The following is a 16,537-nucleotide window of genomic DNA, read 5'->3' on the forward strand; positions in this document are numbered from 1 at the left end:
TACGGGGGGCACCACCGTGATGGAGTACGTGGGTGCGAGAGAATGGCGGCATGGAGATGCCGAGGAACGAACGGTCGCCGGAGAACCCTCAGATCCTGGTCGTGGGCCAGGACGGAATGGCTCTCGGCGGCGCCGGGGACGAGGACTCCCGCGAGATCCCGGTGACGGAGATGGTGGAACAGCCGGCCAAGGTGATGCGCATCGGCAGCATGATCAAGCAGCTGCTGGAGGAAGTGCGCGCCGCACCCCTGGACGAGGCCAGCAGGGTCCGCCTCAAGGAGATCCACGCGAGTTCCGTCAAGGAACTGGAGGACGGTCTCGCTCCGGAGCTGGTGGAGGAGCTGGAGCGGCTCTCGTTGCCCTTCACGGACGAGGGGACTCCCAGCGACGCCGAACTGCGGATCGCGCAGGCCCAGTTGGTGGGCTGGCTGGAAGGGCTCTTCCACGGGATCCAGACGACCCTGTTCGCCCAGCAGATGGCGGCCAGGGCGCAGCTGGAGCAGATGCGCCGGGCCCTTCCGCCGGGTGTCGGCGGTCTGGAGGGCGACGAGGACCTCCGTACGGGAGGCCGTTCGGGCGGACCGTACCTGTAACCACGCGAGGTCGGGCCACCGCTGACCACGCGGGGTCGGGCCGCCTCCGTCACCCCGGTGACGCGCGGTCACCCCGACGGGAAGGGGCCCGGCACTCAGGTGCCGGGCCCCTTCCCGTCGTCCGCGGCCGGAGCGTCCGCGGTCACTCCTGTCGTGGAGCGTCCCCGGTGTCGTGGAGCGTCCGAGGATGCTAGGAGGGGTCGCCCGAGGACACCTTGATCTCGATCTTGGGCATGTTCTTGGGGTCGACGTCGTCACCGGCGGAGGGGAACTGGTCCATGACCGTGTCCTCGCCGTACGTGTTCTCGTCCACGCGCGTGACCTTCATCTGCCAGCCGGCGGCCTGGAAGCAGGACTTCACCGAGCTCAGGTTCTTGAAGCGGAAGTTGGGGACCTCGATCTTCTTCGGGTCGTTGTACGACTCCGTCGGGTCCGTGCACTTCTCGGTGTCGATCTTCTTCGACGTGTCCGGACCCTTGTGCCCCGCGACCGCGGTGGGCGACGAGCCGGCGGTGCTGTCGCCGCCGCCCTTGTTGTCGTCGCCGGTCCCGCCGTTCAGGACCAGCGCCGTGATCAGGCCGCCGACCGCCATGAGCGAGACCAGGACCGAGCCGATCACGACCGACTTGCTGCCCCGGCCGCCGCCGGCGGGCTGGGGCGAGAGGTTGTACGGGGGAGGCGTGGAGGTGCCGTGCTGCCCGGCGTACGCGGCGGTCTGCGGCGGAGTCGGGTAGCCGCCCTGCTGCGGGTAGCCGTACGCCGGGGCGGGGGTCGGCGTGCCGTACGGGCCGGGCTGGTACGGCGTCTGTACCGGGCCGGGCGCCGGGGTGCCCTGGTCGACCGGCGGGAACACGGCGGAGCCGACGCCCGAACCGCTGGGTGTCTGGGCGCCCGGCACGATGTTCGGCGCGGCAGGCTGGAACGACTGCGCGACCCGGAGGCACTCGTCGCGCATGATCTCGGCGCTCGGGAAGCGTTCGTTCGGGTTCTTCTTCAGCGCGCGGGCGATCAACGCGTCCACCGCCGGGGGCAGCGAGCGGTTGACCGAGGAGGGCGCGACCGGCTGCTCCTGGACGTGCGCGTAGGCGATGGCCAGCGGGGAGTCCGCTTCGAAGGGCAGCCGCCCGGTGACCAGTTGGAACAGCATGATGCCGACCGAGTACAGGTCGGACCGGGCGTCGACGCCCCGGCCGAGGGCCTGCTCCGGGGAGAGGTACTGCGGGGTGCCGACGACCATGCCGGTCTGCGTCATGGAGGTGACGCCGGACTGCATGGCACGGGCGATGCCGAAGTCCATGACCTTGACGACGTTGCGCTTGGTCATCATCACGTTGCCCGGCTTGATGTCCCGGTGGACCAGGCCCATCTCGTGGCTGATCTCCAGGGCCGCCAGCACGTCCGCGGTGATCTTCAGGGCCTTGTCGGCGGGCATCGCGCCGTACTGCTGGATGTCCGCGTCGAGGACCGAGCCGAGCGGCTTGCCCTCGATGTACTCCATGACGATGTACGGCGTCGTCATGCCGTCGAGGTCGTCCTCGCCGGTGTCGAACACCGAGACGATGTTCGTGTGGGTGAGCTTGGCCACCGACTGGGCCTCGCGGCGGAAGCGCTCGCGGAAGGCCTGTTCCCGGCCGAGTTCGGTGTGCAGTGTCTTGATCGCTACCTGGCGGTCGAGCACCGAGTCGTACGCGAGGTGGACCGAGGCCATGCCACCCTCGCCGAGCAGATCGCGCAGCTGGTAGCGGCCGCCGGCGACCGCACGCCCCGCGTACCGGCCCTGTGCGCCGTCCTGGCTCATCTTCTGCGTCCCCCGCGGCCGTGATCGATTGGCTTATTCCGGGCCAAGTCTGCCCGAGGGCACGGACACGTCAAGCTCGGTGCCCGTTCCGTGACCGTCTGAGAAAGAAGCGTCGCGGAAGCGTTACAGGTGACGTACGGCCGGTACACGGAAATTGCACCGACGGCACTCCGACGGGTTGGATGGCCGGTCCACTCACGCTCATCCCGGACCGGCGTCCCGCGCGAAGCCTGTAGCGTGGCCCGACGGAGACCGTAACAACCACCGCGCAGACCGCGGGCAGAAACGACGGCGAGGACTGATGGCACAGCAGCAGCGCGCTCAGGGCCCGTCCGACCCCGAGGCGACTGGCGGCGGTATGTCAGATGCGCCGGAGATGTGGGGTAACGGCGGGCTGGTCGGCGACGGCCGGTATCGGCTGACACACAGGCTCGGCCGGGGCGGCATGGCCGAGGTGTTCGCCGCCGAGGACGTGCGCCTCGGGCGGACCGTGGCGGTCAAGCTGCTCCGTGCCGACCTGGCCGAGGACCCCGTGTCCAAGGCCCGTTTCACACGCGAGGCACAGTCGGTCGCGGGGCTCAACCACCACGCGGTCGTGGCCGTGTACGACTCCGGCGAGGACGTCGTCGGGCACGGGGTCGTCCCGTACATCGTCATGGAGATCGTCGAGGGTCACACGATCCGCGATCTGCTGATCAACGCCGAGGCCCCCGGGCCCGAGCAGGCGCTGATCATCGTCTCCGGTGTCCTGGAGGCGCTGGCCTACTCGCACCAGCACGGGATCGTGCACCGCGACATCAAGCCGGCGAACGTGATCATCACGGAGACCGGCGCGGTCAAGGTGATGGACTTCGGCATCGCGCGTGCCCTGCACGGCGCGCAGTCGACGATGACCCAGACCGGCATGGTCATGGGCACCCCGCAGTACCTCTCCCCGGAGCAGGCGCTCGGCAAGGCCGTCGACCACCGCTCCGACCTGTACGCGACCGGCTGTCTGCTCTACGAACTTCTCGCGCTGCGGCCCCCGTTCACCGGCGAGACGCCGCTGTCGGTGGTCTACCAGCACGTCCAGGACATCCCGATGCCTCCCTCGGAGGTCTCGGGCGAGGTGCCGCCGGAGCTCGACGGACTCGTCATGCGCGCCCTCGCGAAGGATCCGGACGACCGGTTCCAGACCGCCGAGGAGATGCGCGGACTCATCCAGTACGCGCTCCAGATGCTGTACGACCAGGGCAGCCACACCGGCACCTGGAACACCGGCCCGGTCACCATGCACGAGGGGTCGCACGGGCCCGGTTTCGCGGGTACGGCCGCGCTGCCGCACCCCGGTGACTACGGCACCACGCAGATCCCGGCACCGCTCATCCCGCCCTACGGGGGCGGCGACGACGGCGGCTTCGAGGGGCACGGAAACCGGGGCGGCGGCCGCGGCAAGCTGTGGATCCTCGCGGTCTTCGCGCTGATCGCCATCGCCGCCGGTGTCGCGCTGGCGCTCAAGACCACCGGCAACGGCACAGGTTCGGGGACCGGGACCACGCCGTCGCCGACCGTCTCGCACTCCAGCAAGAACGACGGCTCCAGCGAGCAGCCCAGCGACGACTCGACGGAGCAATCCACGGGCGACGACACGTCGGACGACTCGACCAACACCGGCGACAATACGGACTACCCCCCGTCGTACGAGCCGACGCGGAGCGTCACCAGCGAGCCGACGACGGACCAGCCGACCGACGAGCCGACGAAGACCGCGCCGACCACGGCGGCCCCGACCACACCGGCCACGCCGACGTCGGAGCCGACGACCGACGATCCGGTCGATGGCGGCACGGAATCCCCCGCCGTGGGGGGCGGGCTCTGATCCTGCTCTCCAGGGTCCGCCCGGATCCTGGAGAGCAGGGCGCTTTCGCCCGCTCTCGGCAGAGGGGCCGCAAGCCCCGCATCAATCAGTGGCGCTGCTGTTCGGCCTGTTTGCGTGCCACATAGGCGGCCGCCTGCGACCGGCGCTGCATTCCCAGTTTGGACAGCAGGCTCGACACATAATTCTTGATCGTTTTCTCGGCGAGGTGCAATCGCTCGCCGATCTGGCGATTGGTGAGCCCTTCGCCGATCAGGTCGAGGATTCTGCGTTCCTGGTCGGTGAGGCGGGCGAGCCGGCTGTCGTCCTTGGTGCCGCCGCCGTCCCGCAGCCTTTCCAGGACACGCGCGGTGGCCACCGGGTCGAGCAAAGATTTTCCGGCCGCGACATCCCGGATCGCCGTGAGCAGTTCCTGGCCGCGGATGGCCTTGAGGACATAGCCCGAGGCGCCCGCCATGATCGCGTCGAAAAGGGCCTCGTCGTCGGCGTACGAGGTGAGCATCAGGCATTTGATGTCCTCGTTCGCGGAGCGGATCTCGCGGCACACCTCCACGCCGCTGCCGTCCGGGAGGCGCACGTCCAGGACGGCCACGTCCGGGCGGGTGGCCGGGATCCGTACCAGTGCGTCGGCTGCCGTACCCGCTTCCCCGACCACTTCGATGTCGTCCTCGATCGAGAGCAGCTCGTGGACACCGCGGCGGACCACTTCGTGGTCATCGAGGAGGAATACAGTGATTTTCCCGATTTCACGCACGCTGTCAGTCTCACACACGGTCATCGGCATTGCTCCAGGTGAACTCTTCCCGAGCTCGGGGTGGCCGGGATAACGTGCCGGTGTTCCGGCCCCCTGCAAGGCTGTGACCAGTGCTGTGACCAGCGACTGTTCCGATCTGCTCGATCTAGTAGGAAATCCACGTATCCAAGTACTTGGATTTCCTATAAAAATCGCAGGTCAGGAGGGGTTTCACAGAATTGTGAAGCACTGGGTAACGTGGCAGTTGCAGGGCGCTCGCCGGGGCACCTGTCACGCCTGTTCCCGGCCGAGTGGCACCCACCCCGTGCACGGGTGCCGGAACAGGCGAGCCGCTCTCCCGAGCTCGAACCGCGAGCGAGGGGGACCCCAGCCTTCCGGCAACCCCGGGGGCCGGACCGACGGAGGAGCACACGTGACCGTGGAGAGCACTGCCGCGCGCAAGCCGCGACGCAGCGCCGGTACGAAGAGCGCCGCGAGCGCCAGTACGACCGGTACCAAGAGCGCCGCGAGCAGGAGCGTCGGCGCGGCCGCCAAGAAGTCGCCCGGGGCGACGGGCGGCGAGCCGGAGCTCGTTCAGCTGCTGACCCCGGAAGGCAAGCGGGTCAAGGACGCCACGTACGACCCGTACGTCGCCGACATCACCCCCGAGGAGCTGCGCGGCCTGTACCGGGACATGGTCCTGAGCCGCCGCTTCGACGCGGAGGCCACCTCCCTGCAGCGCCAGGGCGAGCTGGGCCTGTGGGCCTCGATGCTCGGCCAGGAAGCCGCCCAGATCGGTTCGGGCCGGGCCACCCGCGACGACGACTACGTCTTCCCGACCTACCGCGAACACGGCGTCGCCTGGTGCCGCGGGGTCGACCCGACCAACCTGCTCGGCATGTTTCGGGGTGTGAACAACGGCGGCTGGGACCCGAACAGCAACAACTTCCACCTGTACACGATCGTCATCGGCTCGCAGACGCTGCACGCCACCGGCTACGCCATGGGCATCGCCAAGGACGGCGCCGACTCGGCCGTGATCGCGTACTTCGGTGACGGTGCCTCCAGCCAGGGCGACGTCCTGGAAGCCTTCAACTTCGGGGCGGTCTACAACGCTCCGGTGGTGTTCTTCTGCCAGAACAACCAGTGGGCGATCTCCGAGCCGACCGAGCGCCAGATGCGCGTGCCGCTGTACCAGCGCGCCCAGGGCTTCGGCTTCCCGGGTGTCCGCGTGGACGGCAACGACGTGCTCGCCAGCCTCGCGGTGACCCGCTGGGCCCTGGAGCGGGCCCGCAACGGCGAGGGCCCCACCCTGGTCGAGGCGTACACCTACCGCATGGGCGCGCACACCACCTCCGACGACCCGACCAAGTACCGGGCCGACGAGGAGCGCGAGGCGTGGGAGGCGAAGGACCCGATCCTGCGCCTGCGCGCCTACCTGGAGGCCGCAAACCACGCGGACGAGGGATTCTTCGCGGAACTCGAGGCCGAGAGCGAGGCGTTGGGCAAGCGAGTGCGCGAAGCGGTACGAGCCATGCCGGACCCGGACAGCTTCGCCATCTTCGAGAACGTGTACGCGGACGGGCACGCGCTCGTCGACGAGGAGCGCGCCCAGTTCGCCGCCTACCAGGCGTCGTTCACGGACGCCGGGGAGGGCAAGTAGCCATGACGACGGAAAAGATGGCGCTGGCCAAGGCGATCAACGAATCGCTGCGCACGGCTCTCGAGGCCGACCCCAAGGTCCTGATCATGGGCGAGGACGTCGGCAAGCTCGGTGGTGTCTTCCGGGTCACCGACGGGCTGCAGAAGGACTTCGGCGAGGAGCGGGTCATCGACACCCCGCTCGCCGAGTCGGGCATCGTCGGCACCGCGATCGGTCTGGCCCTGCGCGGCTACCGCCCGGTCGTGGAGATCCAGTTCGACGGTTTCGTCTTCCCCGCCTACGACCAGATCGTCACCCAGCTCGCGAAGATGCACGCGCGGGCGCTGGGCAAGATCAAGCTGCCCGTCGTCATCCGTATCCCCTACGGCGGCGGCATCGGCGCGGTCGAGCACCACTCGGAGTCCCCCGAGGCGCTGTTCGCGCACGTGGCGGGCCTGAAGGTGGTCTCTCCCTCGAACGCGGGCGACGCCTACTGGATGATGCAGCAGGCCATCCAGAGCGACGACCCGGTGATCTTCTTCGAGCCCAAGCGGCGCTACTGGGACAAGGCCGAGGTCAACAAGGACGCCATCCCCGGTCCGCTGCACAAGGCCCGGGTGGCACGCGAGGGCAGCGACCTGACCCTGGTCGCCTACGGTCCGATGGTGAAGGTCTGCCTGGAGGCCGCCGCGGCCGCCCAGGAGGAGGGCAAGTCGATCGAGGTCCTGGACCTGCGCTCGATGTCGCCGATCGACTTCGACTCCATCCAGGCCTCGGTCGAGAGGACCCGCCGCCTGGTCGTGGTGCACGAGGCCCCGGTGTTCCTCGGGACGGGCGCGGAGATCGCGGCCCGCATCACCGAGCGGTGCTTCTACCACCTGGAGGCGCCCGTTCTGCGGGTCGGCGGCTATCACGCCCCGTACCCGCCGGCCCGCCTGGAGGAGGAGTACCTTCCGGGCCTGGACCGGGTGCTCGACGCCGTCGACCGCTCGCTGGCGTACTAGGAGAGAGTCGTGACGACGATGACTGAGAACGCGTCGGGACTCCGCGAGTTCAAGATGCCCGATGTGGGCGAGGGACTCACCGAGGCGGAGATCCTCAAGTGGTACGTCCAGGTAGGTGACACGGTCACCGACGGCCAGGTCGTCTGCGAGGTCGAGACCGCCAAGGCTGCCGTCGAACTGCCGATCCCCTACGACGGTGTGGTGAGCGAGCTCCGCTTCCCCGAGGGCACGACGGTGGACGTCGGCCAGGTGATCATCACGGTCGACGTGTCGGGTGGCACGGCGCCCGCGCCGGCCGCCCCGGCCGCCGAACAGGCCCCGGCCGCTCCCGCCGCTCCGGCGGCGGCCCCCGACGAGGAGGCCAAGCCCACGGGCCGCAAGCCGGTCCTCGTCGGGTACGGCGTGGCGGAGTCCTCCACCAAGCGGCGCCCCCGCAAGGGCGCCGAGGCCCCCGTCCAGCAGGGCGGGACGCTCTTCGCGGCCACCGCGATCCAGGGCGAGCTCAACGGCCACGGTCCCGCGTCCGCCCAGCAGCGGCCTCTCGCCAAGCCCCCGGTCCGCAAGCTGGCCAAGGACCTCGGGGTCGACCTGGCGACGGTCACCCCGTCGGGCCCGGACGGCATCATCACGCGGGAGGACGTGCACGCGGCGGCAGCTCCGGCGCAGGCGCCCGCTCCCCTCGCGGCCCCGGCTCCCGCCGCGGTCCCGCAGGCCCCGGTCCAGGTCCAGCCGCAGATTCCGGCCCCGGCCGCGTCGTACGACGGCGCGCGCGAGACCCGGATCCCCGTCAAGGGCGTCCGCAAGGCGATCGCCACCGCCATGGTCGGGTCCGCGTTCACCGCGCCGCACGTCACCGAGTTCGTGACCCTCGACGTGACCCGCACCATGCGGCTGGTCGAGGAGCTCAAGCAGGACAAGGACATGCAGGGGCTGCGGGTCAATCCGCTGCTGCTCGTCGCCAAGGCCCTGCTGGTCGCGATCAAGCGCAACCCGGGCATCAACGCGTCCTGGGACGAGGCCAACCAGGAGATCGTCCAGAAGCACTACGTGAATCTGGGCATCGCCGCGGCCACGCCCCGCGGTCTGATCGTGCCGAACATCAAGGACGCCCACACCAAGACCCTGCCGCAGCTGGCCGAGTCGCTGGGCGAACTGGTGGCCACGGCCCGCGAGGGCAAGACCTCACCGGCCGCGATGCAGGGCGGCACGGTGACGATCACCAACGTCGGCGTCTTCGGCGTCGACACGGGCACGCCGATCCTCAACCCCGGCGAGTCCGCGATCCTCGCGGTGGGAGCGATCAAACTCCAGCCCTGGGTCCACAAGGGCAAGGTCAAGCCCCGCCAGGTCACCACGCTGGCGCTCTCCTTCGACCACCGCCTGGTCGACGGCGAGCTCGGTTCCCGGGTCCTCGCCGACACCGCGGCCGTCCTGGAGCAGCCCAAGCGGCTGATCACCTGGGCGTGAGCCGACGGGGCAGGGGAGCTAGCTGAGTCCCCCTGCCGACCCGTGACATGGGAAAGGGGCCTGCCGCGCATACCGCGCGGCAGGCCCCTTTCTCTGTCCGGGTGCCTTACCTGGCGAAGCTGTAGTTCAGCAGCTTCGTCGCGTCCGCTGTGCGGACGGTGGCCGACGTGGAAGCGAGCACCGTGCCGATGATCGTCTTGCCGTTGCGGGTGGCGGCGAACACGAGGCAGTACTTCGCCTCGGGGCCCGAACCGGTCTTGATGCCGATCGTGCCGGAGTAGCCGGTCAGCAGCGGCTTGTTGGTGTTCTCCCACGAGTAGTAGCGGTAGCCGCCGCTCGAGGTGGTCACCTTCTGCTTGGTGTTGACGGTCTTGACGATCGTCTTGAACGTGGTGCTCTTCATGGCGCTGCTGGCGAGCTTCGTCAGGTCGCGCGGCGTCGAGTAGTTCGAGCCGTGGCCGACGCCGTCGAACGAGTCGAAGTGGCTGTTCGTCATGCCGAGGCTCCGCGCGGTGGTGTTCATCTTGCCGATGAAGGACTTCACGCGGGCGGCGCGGGTCGTGCCCGAGCCGAACTTGTCGGCGAGCGCGTAGGCGGCGTCACAGCCGGACGGCAGCATCAGACCGTAGAGGAGCTGGCGGACGGTGACCTTGTCGCCGACGATCAGGTGGGCCGAGGAGATGTAGCCGCTGTCGACGATGTAGTTGCTGTACGCGCTCGAGATCTTGACCTCGGCGTTCAGGTTCAGGTTCGACTGCGAGAGCACGACCTTGGCGGTCATGATCTTCGTGGTGGAACCGGTGGACAGCTTGGTGTCCGCGGCCTTCTTGTAGAGGGTCGTACCGGTGCCGTTGTTCATGGTGTAGCCGCCCTTGGCGGCGATCGTGGGCGTGGCGACGGCGCCCGCGGGCGCGGCGCCGAAGGCTCCGGCTGCCAGCACGGCGCCGGTCGTGAGGGTCACAGCGGCGGCCCTGCGGAAACGCGTGCCCTTAATGCCGGTAATCAAAATGAACGCTCCGTATGCGCGAAATGCCCCTGGGAGAACGGCACGTAGGGATGCCGTCCCACGTTCAGACTCGCGGAGCGCGCAAAGGGATGTGCGGTGAACGGAGGAAATGTATGTGACCTGGGTTACAGGCGGGGGCTGTTGGGGTCCGCATGCTGAAATGCCACCGGGCATGCGTACGTGTTGTATCTATGATGTGCGCATGCCTTCAGCCCCACCCGCGCCGATGCGGCCTCCCGTGAAACAGCCGCCCGCCGCGGACCGCGTCTACGCACACGTCAAACAGGGTGTCCTGGAACGCCGTTACGAGGGCGGGTCCCTGCTGACCGAGGGCGAACTCGCCGACGCGGTGGGCGTTTCGCGCACCCCGGTCCGCGAGGCGCTGCTCCGCCTGGAGGCCGAAGGGCTGATCAAGCTCTACCCGAAGAAGGGCGCGCTCGTCCTGCCGGTCTCCGCCCAGGAGATCGCCGACGTGGTCGAGACCCGCCAGCTCGTGGAGGAGCACGCCGCGCGCAAGGCCGTACCGGCGTCGCCCCGGCTCCTGGCCCGTCTGGAGGAACTGCTCGACCGGCAGAAGGAGCAGGCCGCCGCCGGGGACCTGGCCGGCGCAGCCGTCACCGACCGCTGCTTCCACGCAGAGATCGTCCGCAGCGGCGGCAACGAGATCCTTTCCCGGCTCTACGACCAGCTCCGCGACCGCCAGTTGAGGATGGGGGTCGCCGTGATGCACGCGCACCCCGACCGGATCACCAAGACGCTCGTCGAGCACGAGCAGATCCTCCAGGCGCTGCGGGCCGGTGACGCCGACGCGGTCGTCGCCCTCATCCACGGCCACGTGAGCTGGTTCTCCAACCTGGCGCGGGGCGAGGTCCGATGAGCTCCTCGGCCACCCTGCCCGGCGACCCGCCCGGCGGCCGGCGCGCGATCGCCGTCTGGGGCATCGGCGTCTCGGTGTACTTCGTCGCGGTCATCTTCCGTACGTCACTCGGGGTGGCCGGGCTCGACGCGGCGGACCGCTTCCACGTGGGCGCCTCCGCCCTGTCCACGTTCTCCATCCTCCAGCTCCTCGTGTACGCGGGCATGCAGATACCGGTCGGGCTTCTGGTCGACCGGCTCGGCACCAAGAAGGTGCTGACCATCGGCGTCCTGCTGTTCACGGCCGGGCAACTGGGCTTCGCGTTCTCCTCGTCGTACGGCATGGCGCTCGCCTCGCGCGCCCTGCTGGGCTGCGGTGACGCGATGACGTTCATCAGCGTGCTGCGGCTCGGCACCCGGTGGTTCCCCGCCCGGCGCGGTCCGCTCGTCGCGCAGTTCGCGGGTCTGGCGGGTATGGCCGGCAACCTCGTGTCGACGCTCGTGATCGCCCGGCTGCTGCACGGCGTGGGCTGGACGGCCGCGTTCGCCGGCAGCGCCGCCGCCGGTGTCCTCGTCCTCGTCCTGCTGCTGCTGTTCCTGGAGGACCACCCCGAGGGCCACCGGCCGGAGCCGTTCCCGCACCGGGGTGCCGCGTACGTCCGCCGGCAGATCGCCGCGTCCTGGCGGGAACCGGGTACCCGGCTGGGTCTGTGGGTGCACTTCACCACGCAGTTCCCGGCGATGGTGTTCCTGCTGCTGTGGGGGATGCCGTTCCTCGTCCAGGCGCAGGGTCTGTCGCGGGCCACGGCCGGTGAGCTGCTGACACTCGTCGTCCTGGCCAACATGGGTGCCGGGCTGGTGTACGGACAGATCGTCGCCCGGCATCACACCGCGCGGCTGCCGCTGGCGCTGGGCACGGTCGCGGCGACGGCGGTCGTGTGGGCGGGTGTGCTGGTGTACCCCGGCGAACACGCGCCGATGTGGCTGCTGGTCGTGCTGTGCACGGTGCTCGGGTTCTGCGGGCCGGCCTCGATGCTCGGCTTCGACTTCGCGCGCCCGGCGAATCCGCCGGAGCGTCAGGGCACCGCGTCCGGGATCACCAACATGGGCGGTTTCACCGCCTCGATGACGACGCTGCTGGCCATCGGTCTCCTGCTCGACGCCACCGACGACAACTACCGGGTCGCCTTCGCCTCCGTGTTCGTCCTCCAGGCGGCCGGACTGAGCCAGATCTTCCGGCTGCGGAAGCAGGCGGCCCGCCGGGAGCGGGAGCGGCTCGTGGCCAGCCGGGTGGAGACGGTGCACGTACCGGCGTGACCGCCGCCGACGCCCCACCGTCCCGCTGCCGCTACTGCCGGCGTTCACCGTCCGGGACGGGCAGGACGGGCAGGACGTGCAGAACGCGCGGGACGTCCAGGACGTGATGTGACGTGAGGGACTGGGGGACGTGCGGAGCGGGGCGGAGGGCGGGGGAACGCCCCCGCCCCGTCGCCGCGTGCGCGGCCGCCCCGCCCGTTACGGCGTGACGGCGAGGCCGCGCAGGATCGCCGCGGTCAGTTCCGGGTCGCCCTCGGCCTTGATGCGGTCGGACACGGCGTCGGGGCTGACGCGGCCGCAGGCGAGCCGGACGAAGGTCTCCCAGTCGAGGGCGAGGCTGGCGGCGGGACCGAGGGAGGGCGAACCGTTTATCGAGCCGCGCCCGTCGGCGTCGACACGGACGGTGCGCAGGAACTCGACGGGACCGTGCACGTCGAAGACGACCGCGGAGTTCGCCGGTGCCCCCGCGTTCTTGGCGACGATCTTCGGCAGCGCGGCCAGCAGCTGGTCCCGCACGATCTGTGAACCGGGGGAGTCGAGGTTCCCCGGCCGGCCCAGCGTGTACCGCAGGTCCTGCTCGTGCACCCACACGTCGAACGCGCGGTTGCGCATCGCGTGTTCCAGGGTGACCTCGGTGCCGAGCGGGCCCCGCACCTTCGCGTCGGGCTGCCGCGACTCGTTCCGCAACTGCCGGTTGCGGCGGATGACCGTGTACTCCAGCTCGGAGGTCATCTCCGGCGCCGTGTGGTGGCGGCGCACGTCGACCTGCATCTCCATGTACCGCTGGTGTTCGTTCGTCACGTGGTAGAGATCGCGGGGAAGGGTGTGGATCGGCCGCGGGTCGCCGAGCATCTCGCAGTCCAGCCCGATGACATGCGAGACGATGTCACGGACCGACCAGCCGGGGCACGGGGTCCGCCGGTTCCACTCGCCCTCCACAAGCGGCTGGACCAGCTCGGATATCGCTTCGATCGAGTGGGCCCAGGCGTCGGCGTAGGACTGAAGGCTCGGATGCAGACTCACGGAACGGGACCCCTCGGGCGGTTGGACGCGGGCATTTCACAGGCAGCGGGTGTCTTGGGACGCTAAGTTACGCTGCTGTGAGGCACCCCGGCAGTGCTTTCGTGTGACGATCGTAGGCCGGTATCGACGGCTCGAATGCCAGGACGGTGGTAGTGTGCGCGCCTCGCTCCTTCAGATCGACGTAAACGATGACGAATCGGTCGCATCCCGCAGGCGCCGTGTGGCGGACCTGGTACGTGATCAGGCCGGAGTCGATCTCGTCGTGCTCCCCGAGCTGTGGACCACCGGCGCCTTCGCCTACGAGGGGTTCGGGGCGTGGGCCGAGCCGCTGGACGGGCCGACCCACGAGGCGATGAGCAAGGCGGCGAGCGACGCGGGCGTGTGGCTGCACGCCGGGTCGATCCCCGAGCGCGCCGCGTCCGGGACCGGTTCGGCGGCCGGGGCTCCCCTCTACAACACCTCCCTGGTCTATTCCCCCGACGGCGAACGCGTCGCCGCCTACCGCAAGATCCACCGCTTCGGATTCGACAAGGGCGAGGCCGTGCTCATGGGCGCGGGCACGGAACTGGTGACGGTGCGGCTGCCGGAGACCGTCCTCGGCGTCGCCACCTGCTACGACCTCCGGTTCCCCGAACTCTTCCGCGGACTCGTGGACGCGGGGGCGCAGACCTTCGTCCTCCCGGCGGGCTGGCCCGAGCGGCGCCGCGCCCACTGGACCCTGCTCGCGCAGGCACGCGCCGTCGAGAACCAGGCGTACGTCCTCGCCTGCGGAACGGCCGGTACGCACGCGGGAGTTCCCCAGGCGGGGCACTCGATCGTGGTCGACCCGTGGGGCGAGGTTCTCGCCGAGGCGGGCCCGGACGAGGAGATCCTCACGGTGGAGTTCGACCCGGCGAAGGTCGCGGCGACCCGGGAACAGTTCCCGGCCCTGAAGGACCGCCTGCTGGGCCTGGCCACGCCTGCCCGCTGACCGGCTCCCGCCTGCCCGGCCCGGCTCCCCACTCGCTGACGACGCTCCCGCCCCGCTGACCTGCGGCGCCCCGCCGCGGACGGCATCCCGCCGCGGGGCCTGTCGGCCGCCTCGCCTCCGGCACGCGGCCCCGCCGACCGATCCGTCCCCGGCACCGCTCCCGAGCTCCGCTCCCCGGCACCGCTTCCGGGTGCCGTCGGCGGACGGTGCCGTCAGTCGTCCCCCCGTTCCTTCTCCGCCAGATGGATCACGCACACCGCGACCGCGATCAGCAGCGCCGGATCGGCGTCCTCCCGTACGACGTCGACTCCGTAGGTGTCGCGGACGTGGAGCCAACGGCGGGAGATCTGGGCGAGGAGCTCGTTGTCGTAGTCCACGGCGAACTCGCGGTCGAGGATCTTGCCGCTGACGTCGAGCTCGGTGCCGTCGACCAGCGACACGCGGTAGTGATTGCGGAGCAGGGACAGACGCTTGCGCTTGATGGTCGCGAGCGGATCGCCGTCCCGCTCGATGATCATCGTGTCGCGCAGCGCGAGCATCTTCTGGTGGATGTCGATCAGGACGCGTCCGCGGGTGTCCTTCAGCTGGAAGGTGTCCCGCAGCCGCATGGCCTTGCCGTCGACGAGGAAGACCTTGTTTCCGTGGTCGTCCTCGATCCAGTAGTCCTCACCGAAGCCGAGCAGTCGGTCGCGTACGAGGTATCTCATGCCGTCACCGGTTCCCCGGTGGGCGTTCCGAAACGCCGCCGGTAGGCCGACGGGCTGAGTCCGGTCGCCCGGCGCACCCGTTCGCGCAGGTTGGCGGCGGTCCCGAGACCGCTGCGGTCCGCCACCACGTCGAGCCGGGCCTCCCCGCGTTCGATGAGCCGGCAGGCGAGGGCGACGCGCTGCGCCGTCAGCCAGGCCAGCGGTGTCGTGCCGAGCTGGGCGCGGAAGCGGCGGTGCAGTGTCGCCGGGCTCACCGCGGCGTGCGTGGCGAGGTCCCCGACCGTCAACGGCTCACCGAGCCGCTCCTGCGCCCAGACCAGCAGGGGTGCCAGCGACGCGTCGGGCACGTCGGGCAACGGCTGTCGTACGAACTGGCGCTGACCCCCGTCGCGGTGCGCGGCGAACACGAGCCGGCGCGACACCGCGTTGGCGATCTCCGCGCCGTGATCCCGGCGAACGAGGTGCAGCCCGAGATCGAGCGCGGCCGCGCTGCCCGCCGCCGTCAGCACGTCCCCCTCGTCCACGAACAGCACGTCCGGGTCCAGCAGGACGTCCGGGTGCAGTTCCCGGAAGACGTCAGTCCAGCGCCAGTGCGTGGTGGCGCGCCGCCCGTCGAGAAGCCCCGCCTCGGCGAGCGCGAAGGACCCGGTGCAGAAGCTCACCACCCGGGCCCCGCGCGCGTGACCGCGCCGGATGGCGTCCAGGACGGCGGCCCGGCGCGGGACGACGTTGTCGGGACGCCCGGGAACGACGAGCGTGTCGGCGTCGTCCGTCGCGTCGAGGCCGGGCACCCCGCTCAGGGTGAAGAACCCGTGGTTCATCCGGACACCGGGCGTGGGGGTGCACAGGGTCAGCTCGTAGAGCGGCTCGGGCCGCCCCAGTTCGGGTCGGGCAAGCCCGAACAACTCGGTCGCGACGCCGACTTCGAAGGGGTTCGTACCCTCGTCGACGATCACGGCGACGCGATGCGGCCGGCGGGGCGAAGGCTCCGCCGGCCCGCGTGCGCCGGGGTGCTCCGGGGATGCGGGACGTTGCGAGGATCCTTGCGGCATACGCGATTTCTAGCACTCGCCGGGGTGCCGGAAGGCGCGGACGATGAACGCATGACCAGCGCACCCGCCCGACGCGGCGAACCCGTCTCCCTCTCCGCCGCCCTCGCCTCCTTCACCGACCTGTGGAGCCCGCGCATCGTGACCACCGTCAACGACTACGACGTGCGCGTCGCGAAGGTCGAGGGCGAGCACGTCTGGCACGTGCACGACCAGACGGACGAGTTCTTCCTGGTCCTGGAGGGCGAGCTGACCATCGCGCTCCGGGAGCCGGCCGGCGAGCGGACCGTCGTCCTCCCCAAGGGCTCCGTCTGCACGGTCCCGCGTGGCACCGAACACAAGCCGTACGCCCCCGGCGGCGCGTCGATCCTCCTCTTCGAGCCGACCGGCACCCTCACGGTCGGCGACCGCCACGGCGAGATCCCCGCCCACGTGGACGCGACGACGGGACACGCGCTGGACTGACACCCGGCCGTACGGCGTACGGCGGTCCGGGATCTTCGGAGCGTCGCGTCCTG

Annotated in this window: 15 protein-coding genes; 9 read left to right on the top strand and 6 right to left on the bottom strand. The window is 70.1% G+C overall.

Annotated features, from left to right (window positions below):
* Positions 1–50: 50 nt before the first annotated feature.
* Positions 51–593 carry a bacterial proteasome activator family protein gene (locus OG410_RS21655; protein ID WP_329300701.1) on the top strand — a complete coding sequence of 181 codons (543 nt, stop codon included), beginning with the start codon at positions 51–53 and terminating at the stop codon, positions 591–593.
* Between the two features lie 190 nt (positions 594–783).
* Here OG410_RS21655 and OG410_RS21660 read toward each other — a convergent pair whose 3' ends face one another.
* Positions 784–2,391 (bottom strand): protein kinase domain-containing protein, encoded by a 1,608-nt coding sequence (locus OG410_RS21660; RefSeq protein WP_329300703.1) that lies wholly within the window; start codon positions 2,389–2,391, stop codon positions 784–786.
* A 301-nt stretch (positions 2,392–2,692) separates the two neighbouring features.
* Between OG410_RS21660 and OG410_RS21665 the strand changes: the two genes are divergently transcribed.
* Positions 2,693–4,249, top strand: coding sequence for a protein kinase domain-containing protein (locus OG410_RS21665; RefSeq protein WP_329300704.1), 1,557 nt, complete (start codon positions 2,693–2,695; stop codon positions 4,247–4,249).
* An 85-nt stretch (positions 4,250–4,334) separates the two neighbouring features.
* On the opposite strand, the gene OG410_RS21670 is transcribed toward OG410_RS21665, so the two are convergent.
* A complete protein-coding gene (locus OG410_RS21670) occupies positions 4,335–5,000 on the bottom strand; it encodes a response regulator transcription factor (protein WP_329304193.1) in 666 nt (221 codons plus the stop codon).
* Between the two features lie 412 nt (positions 5,001–5,412).
* On the opposite strand from OG410_RS21670, the gene pdhA reads away from it, so the two are divergent.
* From pdhA to OG410_RS21685, 3 genes are read left to right on the top strand one after another with little or no spacing between them, the layout of a single operon-like run.
* Complete coding sequence (pdhA, locus tag OG410_RS21675) at positions 5,413–6,642, top strand: pyruvate dehydrogenase (acetyl-transferring) E1 component subunit alpha (RefSeq protein WP_329300706.1); 1,230 nt, start codon at positions 5,413–5,415, stop codon at positions 6,640–6,642.
* A 2-nt stretch (positions 6,643–6,644) separates the two neighbouring features.
* A complete protein-coding gene (locus OG410_RS21680; RefSeq protein WP_326786685.1) occupies positions 6,645–7,625 on the top strand; it encodes an alpha-ketoacid dehydrogenase subunit beta in 981 nt (326 codons plus the stop codon).
* Positions 7,626–7,634: 9 nt separating this feature from the next.
* Positions 7,635–9,092 carry a dihydrolipoamide acetyltransferase family protein gene (locus OG410_RS21685; RefSeq protein WP_329300707.1) on the top strand — a complete coding sequence of 486 codons (1,458 nt, stop codon included), beginning with the start codon at positions 7,635–7,637 and terminating at the stop codon, positions 9,090–9,092.
* A gap of 106 nt (positions 9,093–9,198) precedes the next feature.
* Here the strand turns inward: OG410_RS21685 and OG410_RS21690 are convergent, their stop codons facing one another.
* Complete coding sequence (locus OG410_RS21690; protein ID WP_329300708.1) at positions 9,199–10,098, bottom strand: D-alanyl-D-alanine carboxypeptidase family protein; 900 nt, start codon at positions 10,096–10,098, stop codon at positions 9,199–9,201.
* 202 nt (positions 10,099–10,300) lie between these two features.
* Here OG410_RS21690 and OG410_RS21695 point away from each other — a divergent pair, with 202 nt between their 5' ends.
* Together OG410_RS21695 and OG410_RS21700 are read left to right on the top strand one after the other, a co-directional pair.
* Positions 10,301–10,975, top strand: a complete 675-nt coding sequence (locus OG410_RS21695) for a GntR family transcriptional regulator (RefSeq protein WP_329300709.1) — start codon at positions 10,301–10,303, stop codon at positions 10,973–10,975.
* On the top strand, positions 10,972–12,270 hold the full coding sequence (locus tag OG410_RS21700; RefSeq protein WP_328450369.1) for an MFS transporter: 1,299 nt from the start codon (positions 10,972–10,974) through the stop codon (positions 12,268–12,270). The genes OG410_RS21695 and OG410_RS21700 overlap by 4 nt, the downstream gene beginning before the upstream one ends.
* 198 nt (positions 12,271–12,468) lie before the next feature.
* On the opposite strand, the gene OG410_RS21705 is transcribed toward OG410_RS21700, so the two are convergent.
* On the bottom strand, positions 12,469–13,293 hold the full coding sequence (locus tag OG410_RS21705) for a maleylpyruvate isomerase family mycothiol-dependent enzyme (protein WP_329300710.1): 825 nt from the start codon (positions 13,291–13,293) through the stop codon (positions 12,469–12,471).
* A gap of 154 nt (positions 13,294–13,447) precedes the next feature.
* Between OG410_RS21705 and OG410_RS21710 the strand changes: the two genes are divergently transcribed.
* Complete coding sequence (locus tag OG410_RS21710; protein ID WP_329300711.1) at positions 13,448–14,263, top strand: carbon-nitrogen family hydrolase; 816 nt, start codon at positions 13,448–13,450, stop codon at positions 14,261–14,263.
* A 212-nt stretch (positions 14,264–14,475) separates the two neighbouring features.
* Here OG410_RS21710 and OG410_RS21715 read toward each other — a convergent pair whose 3' ends face one another.
* Both OG410_RS21715 and OG410_RS21720 read right to left on the bottom strand, forming a co-directional pair.
* On the bottom strand, positions 14,476–14,970 hold the full coding sequence (locus OG410_RS21715; protein ID WP_329300712.1) for an LURP-one-related/scramblase family protein: 495 nt from the start codon (positions 14,968–14,970) through the stop codon (positions 14,476–14,478).
* Positions 14,967–16,022: a GlxA family transcriptional regulator gene (locus tag OG410_RS21720; protein WP_443063776.1), complete on the bottom strand. Its 1,056-nt coding sequence runs from the start codon at positions 16,020–16,022 to the stop codon at positions 14,967–14,969. Before OG410_RS21720 ends, OG410_RS21715 begins: the two co-directional genes overlap by 4 nt.
* Before the next feature lie 51 nt (positions 16,023–16,073).
* On the opposite strand from OG410_RS21720, the gene OG410_RS21725 reads away from it, so the two are divergent.
* Positions 16,074–16,484 (top strand): cupin domain-containing protein, encoded by a 411-nt coding sequence (locus tag OG410_RS21725; RefSeq protein WP_329300714.1) that lies wholly within the window; start codon positions 16,074–16,076, stop codon positions 16,482–16,484.
* Positions 16,485–16,537: the final 53 nt, after the last annotated feature.

Source organism: Streptomyces sp. NBC_00659 (genome assembly GCF_036226925.1).
Classification (GTDB): Bacteria; Actinomycetota; Actinomycetes; order Streptomycetales; family Streptomycetaceae; genus Streptomyces.